The sequence below is a fragment of the Acinetobacter sp. UBA3132 genome (genome assembly GCF_002364825.1).
Classification (GTDB): domain Bacteria; phylum Pseudomonadota; class Gammaproteobacteria; order Pseudomonadales; family Moraxellaceae; genus Acinetobacter; species Acinetobacter schindleri.
On the sequence record NZ_DEZM01000127.1, the window covers coordinates 452 to 18,541 of the forward strand.

Consider the following 18,090-nt stretch of genomic DNA (forward strand, 5'->3'; position numbering starts at 1 on the left):
CCAAAGAATCGAAAGACTTTATTGCCCGACGCAAGTCTGGTGAGCTTTATTAATATAATCTAAAGCCCTAAAGAAAAAAGCCACTGTAAAAGTGGCTTTTTTACGGTCCCAGTGTTCTAAACAAAATCAGTTCAGACGACCTGAAAATTCATCGTCATCATGATTTTGATTAAGATTCAGAAATTCCTCACGATCTGCTTCAATCTCAAGCGCAGTTTCCAAAGACAAGACAAAAAATAGTACGCCAGGAATTTTCATTTCCCCTTCGCTATCTTCCAGATGGTCACCCAGCATTTGATAGATCGGGTTGGCTTCATCAAATGGCACATCGATATAAAGATCACCTGAATAGCTTTCAATCACACCGGGTTGCTCAATCCCCATACATGGTGCAAAAGCAATTTGGCGTTGCTCCAGCCACTCCATCAGATTCTGGCGCAGGTGATAGGAGTCAGCATCTGCATTTTCATGTTCATAATTTTCAAAATGTACAAATAATACATCACGGTCTTTTTCACGTGCGATTGCATCAATATGTTGCATATGTTGTGGCATGTTTGGTTTCCTGTTCCCGTGATGATTAAGGTCATTATAGGGTGTATTTGATGCTTATGTAGAGTAGCAGATGCAGATACGTCACACGCTGACGTAAAACAGCGAATTTTTCAGGTGAAGATCTTGGTTTTCGGTGGCATTCACCGCTATGCTGTAGCCCTATTCCCAATCTTGTTTTTCGGAAACTATGGCTAAAGCAAAAAGTGTCTATCGTTGTGAGCAATGTGGTGCAGACCATCCTAAATGGTCTGGTCAGTGCGCTGAATGTGGTGAGTGGAACAGCTTGCTGGAAGTCAACATTGTACCTGCGGTGACTCATCGTGCCCAGCCTAAAATTGGCGGCTATGCTGGTCAGGCCGCTGCGATTACCACACTTAATAAAGTTTCCGTTTCACATGAAAGTCGCATGCCGACCGGAATTGGAGAATTCGACCGGGTTCTGGGTGGTGGTCTGGTGACAGGTTCCGTTGTACTGATTGGTGGTGATCCGGGGATTGGTAAATCGACTATTTTGCTACAAACCGCCACACATATGGCCGCGGGTAACAGTTCCGCACTCTATGTGACAGGTGAAGAATCTTTATCTCAAGTGGCATTACGCGCTCAGCGTTTAGACTTGCCAACTGAACATCTTAAAGTCATGGCAGAAACCTGTGTAGAACGCATTTGCGAAGTGCTGGCACAGGAACGACCAGCAGTTGCAATCCTCGACTCGATTCAAACACTTTATACCGAAACCTTGCAGTCTGCACCGGGTGGCGTATCACAGATTCGTGAATCAGCAGCGCTCCTGACCCGTTTTGCCAAAAATAGCGGAACTGCCCTGTTCATTGTCGGTCATGTTACCAAAGAAGGTGCACTCGCAGGTCCGCGTGTGCTGGAACATATGGTGGACTGCGTTCTATATTTTGAAGGTCAGTCAGATTCGCGTTATCGAATGATCCGTGCAGTAAAAAACCGTTTCGGTGCAGTGAATGAGCTAGGGGTATTTGGCATGACCGATAAAGGTCTACGTGAAGTATCTAACCCGTCTGCCATTTTTCTGAGTCGTTATGATGAAGCCATTCCTGGTTCAATTGTGATGATCAGCCGCGAAGGTACACGTCCATTGCTGGTTGAAGTTCAGGCACTGGTCGATGATGCGCATGGTCAACCGCGTCGTGTGGCATTAGGTCTGGAACAAAACCGTCTGAATATGCTGTTAGCCGTAATGCATCGTCATGGCGGCGTACAAACCTCTGGTCAGGATGTCTATGTCAATATTGTCGGTGGTTTAAAGATTACCGAAACGGGTTCTGATCTGGCAGTTCTACTTGCCTGTGCATCGAGTATCCGTGGTAAAGCTCTGCCGCAGCAACTGGCTGTGTTTGGTGAAGTTGGTCTATCAGGAGAAATCCGTCCGGTACCCAATGGTCAGGAACGTCTCAAAGAAGCCATCAAGCATGGTTTTAAATATATTATCCTGCCGCGTGCCAATGCCCCGCAGAAAGAAATTCCGGGCGTACGCTTTATTGCGGTTGCCCGTCTGCATGAAGCCCTCAGTGAAGCCATGACTTTAAGTGATGAACTGTAGGATTCAATTTGTAGCACTCAGTTTGGAATTTCGGTAAAAAAATACAGTTTTTTGATTGAAATTCCATGTAAAGCCTATATAAATAGAGTGTTCAAATATATTTTTTACATAGGAAAACTGAATGGAAGTTCGACAGCGCGGTTTGATCGCGGGTTTCTTGACTGCAGCATTACTGGTTGCGCCTCTAGCTGCTGAAGCAAAACGTGCCGGTGGTGGTAAAAGCCATGGTATGCAACGTTCTGCTGCGCCGACTCAGACTTATCAGCAACCCCGTCAGGCAGCTCCTGCACAACAGGCTCCGACTGCAGGTGCAGTAACTCAGCAAAAATCTGGCCCTGGTGTGGGTGGTATGGTTGCTGCGGGTGTAGCGGGTGCTGCAATTGGTGCCGTCGCAGCGAATGCTTTGGCAGATGACAACGCGGCATCTCAAGCACAAGTTGAAGCTGTTCAAGAAGAAGAACAAGGTGGTATCCCAGGCTGGATCTGGATCTTACTTGCTGCAGCTGTTGCCTTCTTCATTTTCCGTAAAATGGGCGCAAAAAAAAAAGTAACTTCTAGCAATCCATTCGCTCCAAACAGTGGTGCTGGTTCGTCAGCACCATTTGGTCAAGCACCTGCTGCACCTCGCGGTGGTGATAGTACCAATATCTTTGGTCAGAATGTCGGTGGTCAAACACCTGGCAATAATGCCCCATTTGGTTCTGCTCCGGTAAATAACGCGCCGTTTGGTACTGCTTATACTCAAAGCGGTAGTCAGCTGCCTGATGGTACTGAACCTGCTGCCTTCTTGCGTGTTGCGCGTCAGCGTTTTAACCATATTCAGTCTATGAATACGGCGAGCAACATTTCAGAAATTCAGCGTTATCTGACCCCTGACCTGTATCAGTCTATGTATAACGACATTATGGCGAATCAGGATCAGGATGTTGCTGAGTTCTCTAACCTGAATGCCATGGTTGTAGATTCATCAAATGAAAATGGTCAATACGTAGTGAGCGTACGCTTTACCGGTACAGTAAGTGAAGACCTGAACAGTCTGCCACAGCCATTTGCTGAAGTTTGGCACTTTGTAAAACCTGCAGGTTCTAACCAGGACTGGCAGGTTGCGGGTATCCAGCAAGAAAGCTAAGACTTAAGTATTTTTAATAAAACAGCGGCCTTCGAGCCGCTGTTTTTATTTTCAGTATTGGGTTCCCATGCTGTGCTTCACAATCTATTTATCCCCCTATTTACACTGCTTAAACTCACACTTCATTTTAATTATTTAAAAGATCTTTAAAAATAGTTATTTAAAATATAAACAATAATTGTTATCATTCGCATCAATAAAATTCCCACAATTAAATAGACAGTATTTTCAATGACCAGCAGTCCTCATATGGATTTTACAGCTACTGAAAAATTAGCTGTCCCGAATCCAGCCATCCGATCTAAAAAGAAAGTGCAGCCCAAACTCACGGCTTATCGCTTTATGATTTTTTACCGTTTCATACTCGCTGCTTTGGGGGGATATGCTTTAGCCACTTTTGCAGCTATGGCTATTCCTCAGTACTTTAGTGAGTATCAAAGTAGTGCTGCCATATCCGCCACTATGATCGCTTTTCTTTTACAGACAGGGGCTTTCATCTGGGTATTTATGGTCAATAAAACCCTAAAAGCGACGCTGGGCATTTTGGTTCCAGCTGGGTTGTTCTATATCGCTTACCAGTTTTTAGGGAAATAAGATGAGACCAGATGCAAAACCGGAAGGTCCACGCCAGTCCATGTCATGGCTGCATACTTGGGCCAGTTTAATATTGGGCTGGCTGCTTTATGCGATTTTTCTGACTGGTACATTAAGTTTTTTCCAGAATGAAATTACTATCTGGATGAAACCAGAGTTGCACCAGTCTGTTCCGCAAGCCACCCAGATTGAACAGACCCGAGTGGCACTCGCCTATTTACAGAAAAATCATCCTGATGCGGGTAGCTGGGCCATTCAGCTGCCGCATGCTCGTCAGAACTATACTACGCTCAATATCCGTGGCGCTGGTGAAGATCCTCGTGCACGCCGCGGTGGCACACGAATTACTTTGGACAGTGCAACCGGTGAAGTACTAGAAGCACGCGAAACCCGTGGTGGTGGTTTCCTGTACCGTTTTCATTTTGATTTATATGGCATGCCACGTATGTGGGCACGCTGGATTGTCGGGATTGCGACTTTACTGATGATGGTGGGGATTATCAGCGGGATTATTACCCATAAGAAAATCTTTAAGGATTTCTTTACCTTCCGCCCAGGTAAAGGACAACGTTCATGGCTAGATGCACACAATGCAACCGCAGTATTTGCACTTCCCTTCCATATTATGATTACATTCAGTGGCTTATTGCTGCTGTTATTTACCATCATGCCTTGGGGCGTAAACCAGATTTATGAAAATCGTGGTGCTTTCCTCCAAGATCAGCGTAAAACTTTAATTCAGGATAATGGTCAGGAAGCTGAATCTCGTGCAGGTCATAGCGAACGTGGCGGCGAAGTGGCTGGTGGTGGTGAAGCACGTCGATCTCGTGACGAAAATCCCTCTGTCCGTCCAGCGCCTTTAACCGATCTGGCACCAGTTCTGGCAGCTGCGGACAAAGAATGGAATAACAATCCGATTGGTACTATTACCATTATTCGGCCAAATACCAGCCAAGCTGAAATTGAATTACGTGCTCTGAATGGTATCAGTGTTGCCTATCGTAGCGTGTACCCAAGTCTGGAATTCAACGGCGTAACCGGTGCGCTCAAACCGGATCAAACCGAACTAAAAACACCTTCAGTCGCGAATGGCATCTATAACGTGGTGACTTCACTGCATGAAGCGCGCGGTGTGGACCTCGCCCTGCGCTGGTTACTGTTCCTGTCCGGTATTGTCGGCACATTGATGATCGCTACTGGTCTGATTCTATGGTGTGTGAAACGTGCACCGCAACAGCAGAAACAAGGCTATAAATCTTTTGGTTATCGTACGGTGGAATTGACCAATATCGCAGCAATTATCGGTCTGCCTATTGCCTGTGCCGCTTACTTCTATGCCAATCGTTTTATTCCGGTGGAACTGGAAATGCGCGCTAACTGGGAAATCCGTACCTTTTTTATAGTATGGGTGCTGACTTTCTTCTATGCCATGATCCGGACGCATCGTCAGGCCTGGTTAGAACTGCTGGCACTGGCAACTGCTTTATTTGCCCTGCTTCCGGTCATAAATGTCCTGACTGGTGGACAGCCAATCTGGAATACTATAGCGAATGGTCAATGGGTCATTGCGAGCTTTGATCTGGCTATGTGGCTACTAGCTGTTGTGTTCTGGCTGGCCTTTAAGAAAGTGAAAAATTACCAAGGTCTGCTTGCTAAAAAAGCCAAGACTACAGCTGTGGAGACTGAAGTATAATGTTCTTCTTATTCATCTGGTCTGTATCTGTACTGGGCTTTATTGCCCTGGCGGCTTCAATGTCTAAACATCAAAAACAGATATTTGGCAAAGAACTGGATGTTGGCAAAACCCGACTAGCCACGCTTGCTGGCTGGGGACTGCTGATCATTGCGCTAATTTTTTGCCTGTTTAGCGGTACGATCAGCAATATGGTCAGCTATTGGCTAGGTAGTCTGACTTTTGCAGCATTAGCAGTTGGCCTGAGCCTGACTTACTTTGAATCAAAAATTAAAATAATCAGTATTGGCTTTGTGCTCATTGCATTCATTTCTGGACTAATTTGCGTATTTTAAGCTCAATTTAATTCCTTTTATAAAAAAGCCAGTCTTCGGATTGGCTTTTTTATTTTGAACCTTTTAATCTACATGCAAAGATTTTTGAGATTTTGACATGACCGAGCGTGTTTCTCCCCCTGCCACTCTGGCAAACCGCGCACTGGCAGGCAATGCCGAAGCACAATTTGAGCTTGCCGAACTATATATGCACAGCGAGCATGAAGATGACATCATTCTGGCTGAAGAATGGGCACTAAAAGCAGCGAACGGTGGTCTGGTTGAAGCCATGTACTGGCTCGGTGAAGGTTATACGGTTTATGCCAAAGAAATTGCGGAGGAAGACCCGGAAGATTCTAAAGCTCACTTTGAGTTAGCTTATTACTGGTTGAGCAAAGCCAATTTCGAAAAGCATCCAGCAGCAACATTGGAACTTGCCGGTTTTTACCGTCGTGGTGATGTGGTTGAAAAAAATGTCGAAAAATCCATTGCACTAGTGAAACAGGCAGCTGAATGGGGTGAAGTTCAAGCCATGCGTGATCTTGCCTTTATTTATGCCAATGGTCTTGGTGTAGTCGCTGATGACATACAGGCAGAAAACTGGACTAAGAAAGCAGATGAAATTGAGCAGGACATAGAATAAATAAAAAGCCCATCAGATGATGGGCTTTTTATTTTGTTAAGCATTATTCCAACACCCTGAACTTTGGCTATCGAAAAACTCCACTTTAATATTTGAATTAATTTTGTTTATTAGTCGCTCTACTCTATGGCAATAATCTTGATTATTTTCAAAAACAGAAATAGCAAACTTCCCATCAAATTTACCTTTAAAAACCTGATCAACCAAATGAAGCTCTTGCACTTCTATACCCCATCCATAAATAACTAGATTTTTTCCATCATTCAAAAATTCAGGGAGAACCTCATAATAGACCTTACTTAGGTAATGACTACTTTTGATAGAATCCATTTTTTTATCACTTGTGCCTTCAGCAACAAAAATAGGAATACTTTGATCAGTCCAATTTTCTTCAATGGTTTCTAATAAATCAGAGTTAAATTTCCGTTTAACTTTACGTTCAATTCCATTTGCAAAGCGAAATATAGATAGATTACCGTGTTGATAAAAAGTTCTAGTTACTTCCTTTTCATAACTACTTTTATAGTATGGATCTTTTAAATAATCCCATCTATTAAAGATCACCCCATCATCTGAAAATCCATCTTTAAATACATGATCATCTTTAATGGCGTCATTACCATACATTCTAATCGAATGTAAAATAAGGTCATAATTAAGAGAAACTATTGTTCTAAATCGTTTTGTAAATTGATACAGCTGAGGTAATTGATCAAATATTTCAGCATGTTCACAATGAACTTCTTTAACAACTTCGAGTAAAGCATTTTTAATATTCTTGTAAGCTGAATCAATTTTTGGATCTATTATTCCTAAATGCTTATTTACTAGCTTCGCATGCCAGACTAATCTCAAAATTAACTCAAAATCACATGTATCAAACTCGATAAAAAGTTTAGATATATCCTCATTAAAAAGTTTTAATTTTTCAGCTTCTTCTTTTAAAGAGTCAAAACGAAATTTTTGATGCAGAGCAACACTAGCCCCATTACCAATAATTAAATTGCCATTCTCATAATCATCCTTAATTTCAGCCCATTCCTTAATTGGATATTCGAAGCTGTCTGCCATAGTTTAGTCTCAAATTTTCTTATTAGTCAGATATTAAACAATTTCAGATTGGAACCAAATTAATTTCCAAGTACAATACTGCGCTAGTCGAGGGATGCTGCGACGTTTTACAGGTACGAAATGTAAAAGCGCCAGGCTCGACGATCGGTCCATCTTTTTCTAGACAGACCAACAACGGCATCCGCGAACTGAATGATCAATTATTGTTTTTTATAAGGAGATCGTGATGAACGCGGTTAATGCTTCATTTACAGATTATAAAGTTGCCGATATTTCACTGGCTGACTACGGCCGTAAAGAAATCAAACTTGCAGAAGCTGAAATGCCAGCCCTAATGGGTCTGCGTAAGCGTTACTCTGCTGCTAAACCACTTGCTGGCGCTAAAATTTTGGGTTGTATCCACATGACAATCCAAACAGCTGTTCTTATCGAAACTTTGGTAGAACTGGGCGCTGAAGTTCGCTGGACATCTTGTAACATCTTCTCAACTCAAGACCACGCTGCTGCTGCCATTGCTGCGTCTGGTGTTCCAGTATTTGCTTGGAAAGGCGAAACTGAAGAAGAATACATGTGGTGTCTTGAACAACAAATCAATGTAAACGGTACACCTTGGGATGCCAACATGATTCTGGATGATGGCGGTGACTTAACTGCACTTGTTCATGAAAAATACCCAGAAGTTCTTGCAAAAATTCACGGTATTACTGAAGAAACCACAACAGGTGTTCAACGTCTGCTTGAAATGTGGAAAGACGGTTCACTTAAAGTTCCTGCAATCAACGTAAATGATTCAGTAACTAAATCTAAGAACGACAACAAATACGGTTGCCGTCACTCGCTAAATGATGCGATCAAACGTGCAACAGATATGCTTTTATCTGGCCGTCGTGCACTTGTCATTGGTTACGGTGACGTAGGTAAAGGTTCTGCACAATCGCTTCGTCAAGAAGGCATGATCGTACGCGTTTCTGAAATCGATCCAATCTGTGCAATGCAAGCATGTATGGATGGTTACGAAGTTGTTTCTCCATACAAAAATGGCGTGCAAACTGGTAAAAAAGAAGACGTAAACGCTGACCTTCTTTTAAATACTGATCTGATCGTAACCACAACAGGTAACTACCACGTTTGTGACGCTGCAATGTTAGATACATTAAAAGCTGGTGCAGTGGTGTGTAACATCGGTCACTTCGACACTGAAATCGACACCAACTACCTACGTGGTTACAAGTGGGTTGAAGTGAAGCCTCAAGTACACCAAGTATATCGTTCAGAAAACGAAAATGATTACCTGATCCTTCTTTCTGAAGGTCGTCTGGTGAACCTTGGTAATGCAACAGGTCACCCTTCACGTGTGATGGATGGTTCATTTGCTAACCAAGTCTTGGGTCAAATGCATTTATTCGCTGAGAAATTTGCTGATCTACCTGAAGATCAAAAACAAGCAGCGATTCGCGTTGAACTGCTTCCTAAGAAATTAGATGAAGAAGTTGCGGCAGCCATGGTTGCAGGCTTTGGTGGTGTGTTAACGCAGTTAACGCAAGAACAAGCGGATTACCTTGGCGTAGCTGTTGAAGGTCCGTTTAAGTCTGACGCTTATAAATATTAATTAGCCCTCACCCCATCCCTCTCCCATAAGGAGAGGGTGAACTCTCAAATCATTTACATTACGAGTTTTACTTGTGAAATTTAAGTAATTTGAGCCAAGACTCTGCGTTATTCAGTAATGAATACTCCTCTCCCTTTGGGAGAGGTCAGGGAGAGGGTGAATAAAAAGTATTTATAAAAATAGGATTTAACCATGTCGAAACAGATTCCGATTTCATTCGAGTTCTTCCCAACCAAAACTGATGCCGGTGCAGAAAAACTCAAGACCGTACACCAAGAGCTTCAGCTTTTAAATCCAGAATTTTTCTCGGTGACTTATGGTGCCGGTGGTTCAACTCGTGAACGCACCTTATCCACATTGGCTGATTTCAATGGTAAAGGGACGCCAGTTGCCCCTCACCTTTCATGTATTGGTGATAGCAAAGAACGTATCGCAGAATTACTGGATTTATATAAATCTCAGGGTATCAACCGTATTGTGGCACTGCGTGGTGATTTACCATCAGGTCAAGTCGGTTTAGGTGAACTACCATACGCGCAAGATTTGGTTCGTTTTATCCGTGAACATTCAGGTGATCATTTCCATATTGAAGTGGCAGCCTATCCTGAAATGCATCCACAAGCAGACAACTTTGACGCTGATATCAAACGTTTCTGTGAAAAAGCCCATGCTGGTGCCAATGCTGCACTTACACAGTTCTTCTTTAATCCAGATGCGTACTTCTACTTTGTAGAACGTATCCAAAAAGAAGGTGTAAATATTCCTGTTGCACCAGGGATTATGCCAATTACCAATGCCAGCAATTTAATCCGCTTTGCCGATGGTACAGGTGCAGAGATTCCACGCTGGATTCGCAAACAATTGGCAACTTATGGTGACGATACTGCATCCATCAAAGCATTTGGTCATGAAGTGATCGTTAAACTTTGCGAACGCCTGATTGCTGGCGGTGCACCAAGCCTGCACTTCTACACCATGAACACCACTGACCCTACACGTCAACTTGTAAAAGACTTAGGTCTTGCATAAGTTTTGAGGCGGTATTTTCCCTCCTTAATTTATCCCTTTGGGAGAAATACAGAGAGGGCATAAAAAAATACCGTCTTGTTTTGTTCCACTTGAGAGTAATCCTTAAATGCCACGTTTTTTTATTGAAGCAGACTTAAATGTTGATTCCACGGTTGAGTTAACTGAAACCGTTTTTCATCATTGGGTGAAGGTATTACGTGCTCAAGTCGGTGAAAAAGCTACCCTGTTCAATGGACAAGGTGGTGAATATGAAGTTGAACTTGTAGAAGTTACCAAAAAGTCAGCTACTGTACAGGTCAATAGCTTTAACCCAAGCAACCGCATGCCAAAATTCACAGCTTTACTGGGTCAGGTCATGAGTAAAGGCGACCGTATGGATTATGCCATTCAAAAAGCGGTTGAACTTGGTGTCTCAGAAATTCAGCTTTTAACCTCTGAACGCTGCGAAATGCGCCTCAAGTACGATCGTGACCAAAAAAAGCTCGATCACTGGCAAGCTATTGCTACGGCAGCCTGCGAACAATGTGGTTTGAATATTGTTCCAAAAATTCTTGCTCCGATGTCACTGGAAAACTGGTTGCAAAGTGAACTTCCTCAAACCAAGCTCGTATTAGCTCCAAACAAAGATGAAGTGGATGTTCTTTACAATGCAACGCCAGACTTGGCGTTATTGATTGGTCCAGAGGGCGGACTCAGTGAGGCTGAAATCTCTGCTGCCAATACTCAGGGATTTGTGAACTGGTGTATTGGTGAACGTGTTCTGCGTACCGAAACTGCGCCTGTCGTAGCTTTATCTATTTTGAACTACAAATTTTAATTTCTCTCAATAATCAATTTTACTTTATCGCATTTGTAAAAATTTGTGGGGCTTTTGATTGATTTTTATATATTGGCACTTTAGTCTTAATAAGATAAAAATGAATGACCTATTAAATGATAAAAGTTACTTATTTAAGGGGCTTAATAAAAACAATGCAGTACCACCCTTACGTAGATTAAAGGCATCTTAATCATGATTCATAATCAGGATGATTATATTCAGCAGCAGCTAAACAGTGCACAAATCGTGAATACGATTCGTCACAGTCGATACTTTTTAATTAGTATCCTGCTGGTATGTCTTTATATCTTCTGTATTTACCAGTTACATTATCATCCGGCAGACTATTACCTGAATCTTTGGTTTATTCTTACCGAGATGGTGGTCTGCATGTGCTGGCTGATTAGTACCGTCTACTTTAAACCGAATGAGTTTAAGCTGGAAACTGCTCACCGCTGGCTACAAATCCAGTGTCTACTGGTAGGTATCTGTATTTCAACCGGGATTTTTACCCTGTATGTTCATTTGCCGCGTGTAAATCCATCTTTTGAACTGATTGAAGCACTGACTCTGACTGGCTTGCTGATTATGGTGACTCAAGCTTTTGGTCTCACCTATCTCACGCAAAAACTGAGTTATTTCTGCCTGATATTCTTGCCGTCCCTAGTCCCATTCTTCTTTCTGCAGATCACGGAATCCTCTTCACTTAATCCGTTTTTCAGTCTGGCATTGAACTTTTCTGTCATTGTAATTTTGCTGTGTGCCAATAGTACTTACCGTATTCATCAACGTACTTCACGTCTATATGCGGAGAATAATCTGTTGGTGACAAATGCTGAACAGCAAGTTACCTGGACTGATGAACTGTGTAAACAGTTACAAACTGAAGTGAATAAATCCAAAGATATCGAACTTCAATTACAGCTCAATAATCAGCTGCTGGAACAAAAAGTGCGGGAACGTACTTATGATATCGAGCAGATTAATCTTGCCTTACAGGACCAGCATCAGAATCTGGAACTTGCGCATGAAATTGCGGGTATCCGCCCGTGGGACTGGAACATTAAAGATCGAACCATTACCCTGACGACACATACACAAGAAAAAATCCAGCGCAGTTCCGGTCAGCATCAGGCACAACTGCATCATCTGATCCATCCGGATGATCTTCGTCATTTCAAAGATATGATGAAACAACACTTACGCGGTCAGGTAGAGCGCTATGAAGCCACCTACCGCATCCAGAATACCCAAGGGGTATGGGGCTGGGTTCATGATATCGGGCGTGTCATCAGCCGTGATCCAAAAACCAATAAACCCGTACGCATGGTCGGTATTCGCCGTGATATTCAGCAGGAACGTAATTCTCAGGAAGGATTAAAACTTGCAGCCAGCGTATTAGAGCAAGCGGCTGAAGGTATCTTTATACTTAATCAAGAGCTGAGCTATATCGAAGTGAATCCTTTTTTCGAGCAACTTTCTGGTTTTGAACGTCAGCAAATTCTGGGCAAGCACCTGTTTGATATTACGGTAAATACCAAATCTCAGCAGCGCAGTGTACATACCAATATCATCAAGCAGGTCATGAAGATTGGTTCTTTTGATGGCGAACTTAATGAAAAATTCTTGTCCGGCAAAGAGATGCCACTATGGCTGCATATCAATGCCATTATGGATGATGAAGGCCGTATCACCCACTATATCGGGATTGTGTCGGACCTGACTGAACGTAAGCTTCAGGAACAGCGTCTGTCTTATCTGGAAAATTATGACACCCTGACCGACTTACCAAATCGTTTCTATTATAACTATCAGCTGCACCAGTACCTGGTGACACAAAAAGATTCCATCAAGCAGATGGCGGTGATTCGAATCAATATCGACCGTTTCCGTCCGCTGAATGAATATCTGAGCAACAACGGTGGTGATGAGTTATTACGTCAGGTGGCACAGCGCTTACGCTTAACCAATGCTGAAGCCATGTTTGTTGCGCATTTGAATGGCGATGACTTTGCCATTCTGTATGAAATCTCGCATATTCGCCCTTCCGTGCAGGAACATTGTGAGCATATTGCGAAAGCCTTTAGTCAGCCATTCAATATCTTTGGTCAGGACTATGAAATTACGCTTTCAATGGGGGTAGCTTTTTATCCTGATCATGGCCGTCAACTGGATTATCTCAATAACTGTGCCGAACAGGCACTGAGTGAAGCCAAAAATCTCGGTGGGAATACCATTTACTTTTATTCAAGTGAAAATACTGCCCTGCTGGAACAAGGAATTTTCATTGAACGCGATCTGCGTAAAGCCATCCAGAATGGTGAACTGATCGTCTATTATCAGCCGAAGATCAATCTTAATGACCAGAAGATCTACGGTTTTGAAGCCTTAATCCGCTGGAATCATCCGGAGAAAGGCATTATTCCACCGGGGATGTTTATTCCATTGGCAGAACAGACCAGTATGATTTCGGAAATCGGTCAACTGGTGATACAGCAAACGGCAAAGCAGATCCGTAAATGGAATGACCAGGGTTTCCATAATATCTGTATTTCAGTGAATATTGTGGCGCAGCAACTCCGCCGCGGCCAGTTACTGGATGATCTGGATGAAGCGATCAAACTGAACTGTATTTCTGGTTCGAATCTGGAACTGGAAATTACCGAATCTTCATTGGTAGAAAATTCTGAAACCGTAATGAATGTGCTGAATCAGATCAAGGAACGTGATATCAACATTTCCCTGGATGACTTTGGTACGGGCTATTCGTCCCTGTCTTATCTGGCAGAGTTCCCAATCGATATTTTAAAGATTGACCGCAGTTTTGTATCCAAAATTGGTGAAGCCAAACAGGATGCTATTGTCAGTGCAATGGTTGCAATGGGCAAAGCCATGGGAATGAAAGTAGTAGCTGAAGGTATTGAGACAGAGCAGCAGCTAGATTTCCTGCGTCAACTCGGTTGTGATATTGCACAGGGCTATCTGTTTTCCAAGCCGCTTCCTGAACAGCAAGCGACCGAATTTCTTGAACAAAATATGACACCTGAGACTTATACCTATCAGGTATAAATCCAGACCTAAGACCAATTATTTCTTCAAAAAACGGGTGCGTTTGGCTGGGCTAAGCGCACAACTAGTGATATATTCTCCTGTATTCCGCGGTTATGTTACCTGCAATTGGGTAATTATTGATAGATCGAGAGACTAATGGACGAACAATCTTTAAAACAACAGGCACTGTACTACCACGAATTTCCTACCCCCGGCAAAATCAGCGTCACCCCAAGCAAACAACTCGTTAACCAACATGATTTAGCACTAGCTTACTCTCCAGGTGTTGCAGCGCCATGTTTGGAAATTGAAAAAGACCCATCTAAAGCAGCGCTGTATACAGCACGTGGTAACCTTGTTGCGGTAGTAAGTAATGGTACAGCGGTTCTTGGCCTGGGTAACATTGGTCCTTTAGCATCTAAACCGGTTATGGAAGGTAAAGGCGTCCTGTTCAAGAAATTTGCTGGCGTCGACGTATTCGATATCGAAATCGCAGAAAATGATCCAGACAAAATTGTCGACATCGTTGCAGCATTAGAACCGACTTTTGGTGGTATTAACCTCGAAGATATTAAAGCACCAGAATGTTTCTATATTGAACAGAAACTTCGTGAACGCATGAACATTCCGGTGTTCCACGATGACCAGCATGGTACATCAATCATTGTAGGTTCAGCATTACTCAATGCTTTAATTATCAATGGTAAAAAAATTGAAGAAATCAAGATCGTAGCATCTGGTGCAGGCGCTGCTGCATTGTCTTGCTTGAACCTTCTTTGTGCACTAGGCGCGAAGAAAGAAAATATCATCGTTGCTGACTCACGTGGTTTATTGACTACAAAACGTGAAGGCTTAGATGAATCGAAAAAAGCGTATGTACAAGACATCGAAGGTACTCAGCTTGCTGACGTAATGGACGGCGCAGATATGTTCTTGGGTCTGTCTGCTGCAGGCATTCTGACTCAAGACATGGTCAAGAAAATGGCCAAAGATCCAATCATCTTTGCCTTGGCTAACCCGGATCCGGAAATTTTGCCAGAACATGCCCATGAAGCACGTTCAGACGTGATCATGGCAACTGGCCGTTCAGACTATCCGAACCAGGTGAATAACGCACTTTGCTTCCCATACATCTTCCGTGGCGCACTCGACGTTGGTGCAACCACCATTAACGAAGAAATGAAGATTGCTTGTGTACACGCGATTGCGCGTATGGCACATGTCGAAGCAGATGCTGCATCTTATGGTGAAAAATCAGCATCATTTGGTCGTGATTACTTAATTCCTCGCCCACTGGATCAACGTTTGATTTTAGAGATTGCGCCAGCAGTTGCTAGAGCAGCGATGGATTCTGGCGTAGCAACACGTCCAATTCAAGACTTCTCTGTATATCATCAACGTTTGTCTGAGTTTGTTTATAACTCAGCATTTATGATGAAACCGATTTTTGCTCAAGCAAAATCAGATCCTAAGCGTATTGCATATGCGGAAGGTGAAGATCTTCGTGTACTTCGTGCTGTACAAATTGCAGTGGATGAAGGCATGGCGAAGCCAATTTTGGTGGGCCGTACAGCAGTAATTGAAGCAAATATCAAAAAATTGGGCTTACGCTTAGAAAACGGGGTGAACATCACCATCGTTGACCAAGAAAAGAACCCAGACTACGAGAAATTTGCCGATGACTACTACAGCATTATGCAGCGTAAAGGGGTAACACCAGAGTACGCACAACGTGAAGCTCGTCGTCGCTCAACACTTATCGCATCTATGCTTGTCAAACACGGCCTTGCAGACGGTATGTTATGTGGTACGTACTCAAGCTACGACATCCACTTGGACTTCGTCAGCAATATCATTGGTAAAAAAGACGGTCACAATACCTTCTTTACTTTGAATGCCTTGATGCTTGAAGAGCGTAACCTGTTTATTGCAGATACCTATATCAACCGTAATCCAACTGCTGAACAGCTTGCTGAGATGACCATTCTTGCTGCTGAAGAAGTACGTCGTTTCGGTATGACACCACGTATTGCGCTATTGTCTCACTCTAGCTTCGGTTCTGACCAGAACGATGCCAGTGCACAGAAAATGCGTAAGGTCTACGACATTCTGTCTGAGATTGCGCCTGAACTAGAAGTTGAAGGTGAAATGCATGGTGATGCGGCACTGGATGAAAATATCCGCCAGTTTGCTTATCCGAACTCACGCTTCAAAGGTGCTGCGAACCTGTTGATCATGCCAAACTTGGATGCAGCTAACATTTCGTTTAACCTGTTAAAAGCAACTTCTGGTAACAATGTGACCATTGGCCCGATTCTGCTGGGTGCAGCGAAACCAGTTCATATTTTAACGCCGACAGCGACTACACGCCGCGTCGTGAATATGACTGCTTTGACTGTTGCAGAAATCCAACAAGCGGAACAAGACGCCCTGTAAGCAAACGCGGCGAACGCCGAGTTTCTTGACTTGAGAAAACCTCTATTCTGTAGCATGATGCTTCTAAGAATAGAGGTTTTTTCATGCAAGTTTATTTAGTAGGCGGTGCAGTTCGAGATCATTTGCTCGGACACCCCTATCACGAAAAAGATTATGTAGTGGTGGGTGCAAGCCCCAATCAAATGCTCAATCTGGGCTATCAGCCGGTTGGGAAGGATTTCCCTGTATTTTTGCATCCTGAAACAAAAGAAGAATATGCATTAGCACGTACCGAACGTAAATCCGGCACTGGTTATCATGGTTTTGAATTCCATACCGATACCAGCGTCACGCTTGAACAGGACTTGATCCGTCGCGACCTGACCATCAATGCCATGGCCATGGATGAAGCCGGTCATGTGCATGATCCCTATAATGGTCAACAGGATCTTGCTGACCGCGTTTTACGTCATGTTTCTGATGCTTTTATTGAAGATCCACTGCGCGTATTACGTGTAGCGCGCTTTGCTGCGCGTTATCATGCAATGGGCTTCCATGTTGCCACAGAAACACTCGATTTGATGCGTCAACTCACTGAATCAGGGGAATTAAATACGCTAACACCTGAACGGGTCTGGAAAGAAACATCCCGTGCCCTGATGGAATCACATGCGGATATTTATTTTGAAGTATTACGCAGCTGTGGTGCATTAAAAGTACTGTTCCCAGAAATTGATGCCCTGTTCGGCGTCCCGCAACGTCCGGAATATCATCCGGAAATTGACTGCGGTATTCATACCATGATGTCGCTACAACAGGCTTGTCGCCAGAACTATGATTTGGATGTACGTTTTGCTGTTCTGGTGCATGACCTAGGTAAAGCCTTAACACCTGCCGAGGAATTGCCACGTCATATCATGCACGAAGAGCGTGGTGTACAGCCGGTAACTGAATTGTGCGAACGTTTCAAAGTACCAACTTATACCAAACAACTGGCAATTGCGGTCTGTAAAGAACATTTAAAATGCCATCAGGCACTCAATCTGAAACCAGGTACTTTATGGCGGCTATTGCAACGTCTGGATGTATTACGTCGCCCGGAACGTGTAGAAGCTTTTGTGCAAGCCTGTGAATGTGATTCTCGTGGCCGTTTAGGTCTGGAAGACCGTGCCTATCCACAAGCCCAATATGTGCGCGAAGCCATGCAAGTGGTTCGTGGCATCAAGGCTCAGGATTTACCAGCAGATATTCAGGGTCCTGATATTGGCGAGATGCTGATTGAACGTCGTATTCATGCCTTAGCCGAGCTGAAAGAACGCCATACTGCTTTAATTTAAGAAAGCTCCTTCGGGAGCTTTCTTCTTTGTATATATTGATATCTAAAATACTTTTATTCTGCGCACTTATATTCATATTCAAAATTATTAAAATTCATTGACTTCATCTTCCGCCTAAAATCAGCTTATCTCTCTTTCGCATCTGTCTAGATAAAAACTTATGAATTTTCTGATTCGTCCCTTGCAACTTGAACAGGACTTGCACGTAATCCATGTACTTACTACACAACTTGGCTATCTCACCACAGTAGAAAATA

Annotated in this window: 14 protein-coding genes; 12 read left to right on the forward strand and 2 right to left on the reverse strand. The window is 43.3% G+C overall.

Features of this window, described 5'->3' with window-relative positions; all coding sequences use genetic code 11:
• Nucleotides 1-126 precede the first annotated feature (126 nt).
• On the reverse strand, nt 127-555 hold the full coding sequence (locus B4033_RS06355; protein WP_286832739.1) for a hypothetical protein: 429 nt from the start codon (nt 553-555) through the stop codon (nt 127-129).
• Between the two features lie 187 nt (nt 556-742).
• On the opposite strand from B4033_RS06355, the gene radA reads away from it, so the two are divergent.
• From radA to B4033_RS06385, 6 genes are all read left to right on the forward strand, one after another.
• Nucleotides 743-2,128 carry a DNA repair protein RadA gene (gene radA, locus B4033_RS06360; RefSeq protein ID WP_286832740.1) on the forward strand — a complete coding sequence of 462 codons (1,386 nt, stop codon included), beginning with the start codon at nt 743-745 and terminating at the stop codon, nt 2,126-2,128.
• A gap of 121 nt (nt 2,129-2,249) precedes the next feature.
• Nucleotides 2,250-3,257, forward strand: coding sequence for a Tim44 domain-containing protein (locus B4033_RS06365; RefSeq protein WP_286832742.1), 1,008 nt, complete (start codon nt 2,250-2,252; stop codon nt 3,255-3,257).
• Between the two features lie 249 nt (nt 3,258-3,506).
• Nucleotides 3,507-3,851: a hypothetical protein gene (locus B4033_RS06370; RefSeq protein ID WP_286832743.1), complete on the forward strand. Its 345-nt coding sequence runs from the start codon at nt 3,507-3,509 to the stop codon at nt 3,849-3,851.
• 1 nt (nt 3,852) lies between these two features.
• Nucleotides 3,853-5,544, forward strand: a complete 1,692-nt coding sequence (locus tag B4033_RS06375) for a PepSY-associated TM helix domain-containing protein (protein ID WP_286832744.1) — start codon at nt 3,853-3,855, stop codon at nt 5,542-5,544.
• Nucleotides 5,541-5,879 (forward strand): DUF3325 domain-containing protein, encoded by a 339-nt coding sequence (locus B4033_RS06380; RefSeq protein WP_286832754.1) that lies wholly within the window; start codon nt 5,541-5,543, stop codon nt 5,877-5,879. Before B4033_RS06375 ends, B4033_RS06380 begins: the two co-directional genes overlap by 4 nt.
• A 97-nt stretch (nt 5,880-5,976) precedes the next feature.
• Nucleotides 5,977-6,501, forward strand: coding sequence for a tetratricopeptide repeat protein (locus tag B4033_RS06385; RefSeq protein ID WP_286832746.1), 525 nt, complete (start codon nt 5,977-5,979; stop codon nt 6,499-6,501).
• Nucleotides 6,502-6,537: 36 nt separating this feature from the next.
• Here B4033_RS06385 and B4033_RS06390 read toward each other — a convergent pair whose 3' ends face one another.
• Nucleotides 6,538-7,572 carry a DUF4917 family protein gene (locus B4033_RS06390; RefSeq protein ID WP_286832748.1) on the reverse strand — a complete coding sequence of 345 codons (1,035 nt, stop codon included), beginning with the start codon at nt 7,570-7,572 and terminating at the stop codon, nt 6,538-6,540.
• Between the two features lie 226 nt (nt 7,573-7,798).
• Between B4033_RS06390 and ahcY the strand changes: the two genes are divergently transcribed.
• The 6 genes from ahcY to B4033_RS06420 all read left to right on the forward strand — a co-directional run bounded on the left by ahcY (nt 7,799) and on the right by B4033_RS06420 (nt 17,833).
• A complete protein-coding gene (ahcY, locus tag B4033_RS06395) occupies nt 7,799-9,181 on the forward strand; it encodes an adenosylhomocysteinase (RefSeq protein ID WP_004814998.1) in 1,383 nt (460 codons plus the stop codon).
• Nucleotides 9,182-9,373: 192 nt separating this feature from the next.
• Nucleotides 9,374-10,210 carry a methylenetetrahydrofolate reductase [NAD(P)H] gene (gene metF, locus B4033_RS06400; protein ID WP_286832749.1) on the forward strand — a complete coding sequence of 279 codons (837 nt, stop codon included), beginning with the start codon at nt 9,374-9,376 and terminating at the stop codon, nt 10,208-10,210.
• 106 nt (nt 10,211-10,316) lie between these two features.
• Nucleotides 10,317-11,027 (forward strand): 16S rRNA (uracil(1498)-N(3))-methyltransferase, encoded by a 711-nt coding sequence (locus tag B4033_RS06405; RefSeq protein WP_286832750.1) that lies wholly within the window; start codon nt 10,317-10,319, stop codon nt 11,025-11,027.
• Between the two features lie 195 nt (nt 11,028-11,222).
• Entirely contained in the window at nt 11,223-14,099 is a 2,877-nt protein-coding gene (locus B4033_RS06410; protein WP_286832751.1) for a putative bifunctional diguanylate cyclase/phosphodiesterase, read from the forward strand.
• A gap of 138 nt (nt 14,100-14,237) precedes the next feature.
• Nucleotides 14,238-16,517: an NADP-dependent malic enzyme gene (locus tag B4033_RS06415; protein WP_008302352.1), complete on the forward strand. Its 2,280-nt coding sequence runs from the start codon at nt 14,238-14,240 to the stop codon at nt 16,515-16,517.
• 83 nt (nt 16,518-16,600) lie between these two features.
• Complete coding sequence (locus B4033_RS06420; protein ID WP_004814992.1) at nt 16,601-17,833, forward strand: multifunctional CCA addition/repair protein; 1,233 nt, start codon at nt 16,601-16,603, stop codon at nt 17,831-17,833.
• The last annotated feature ends 257 nt before the right edge of the window (nt 17,834-18,090 follow it).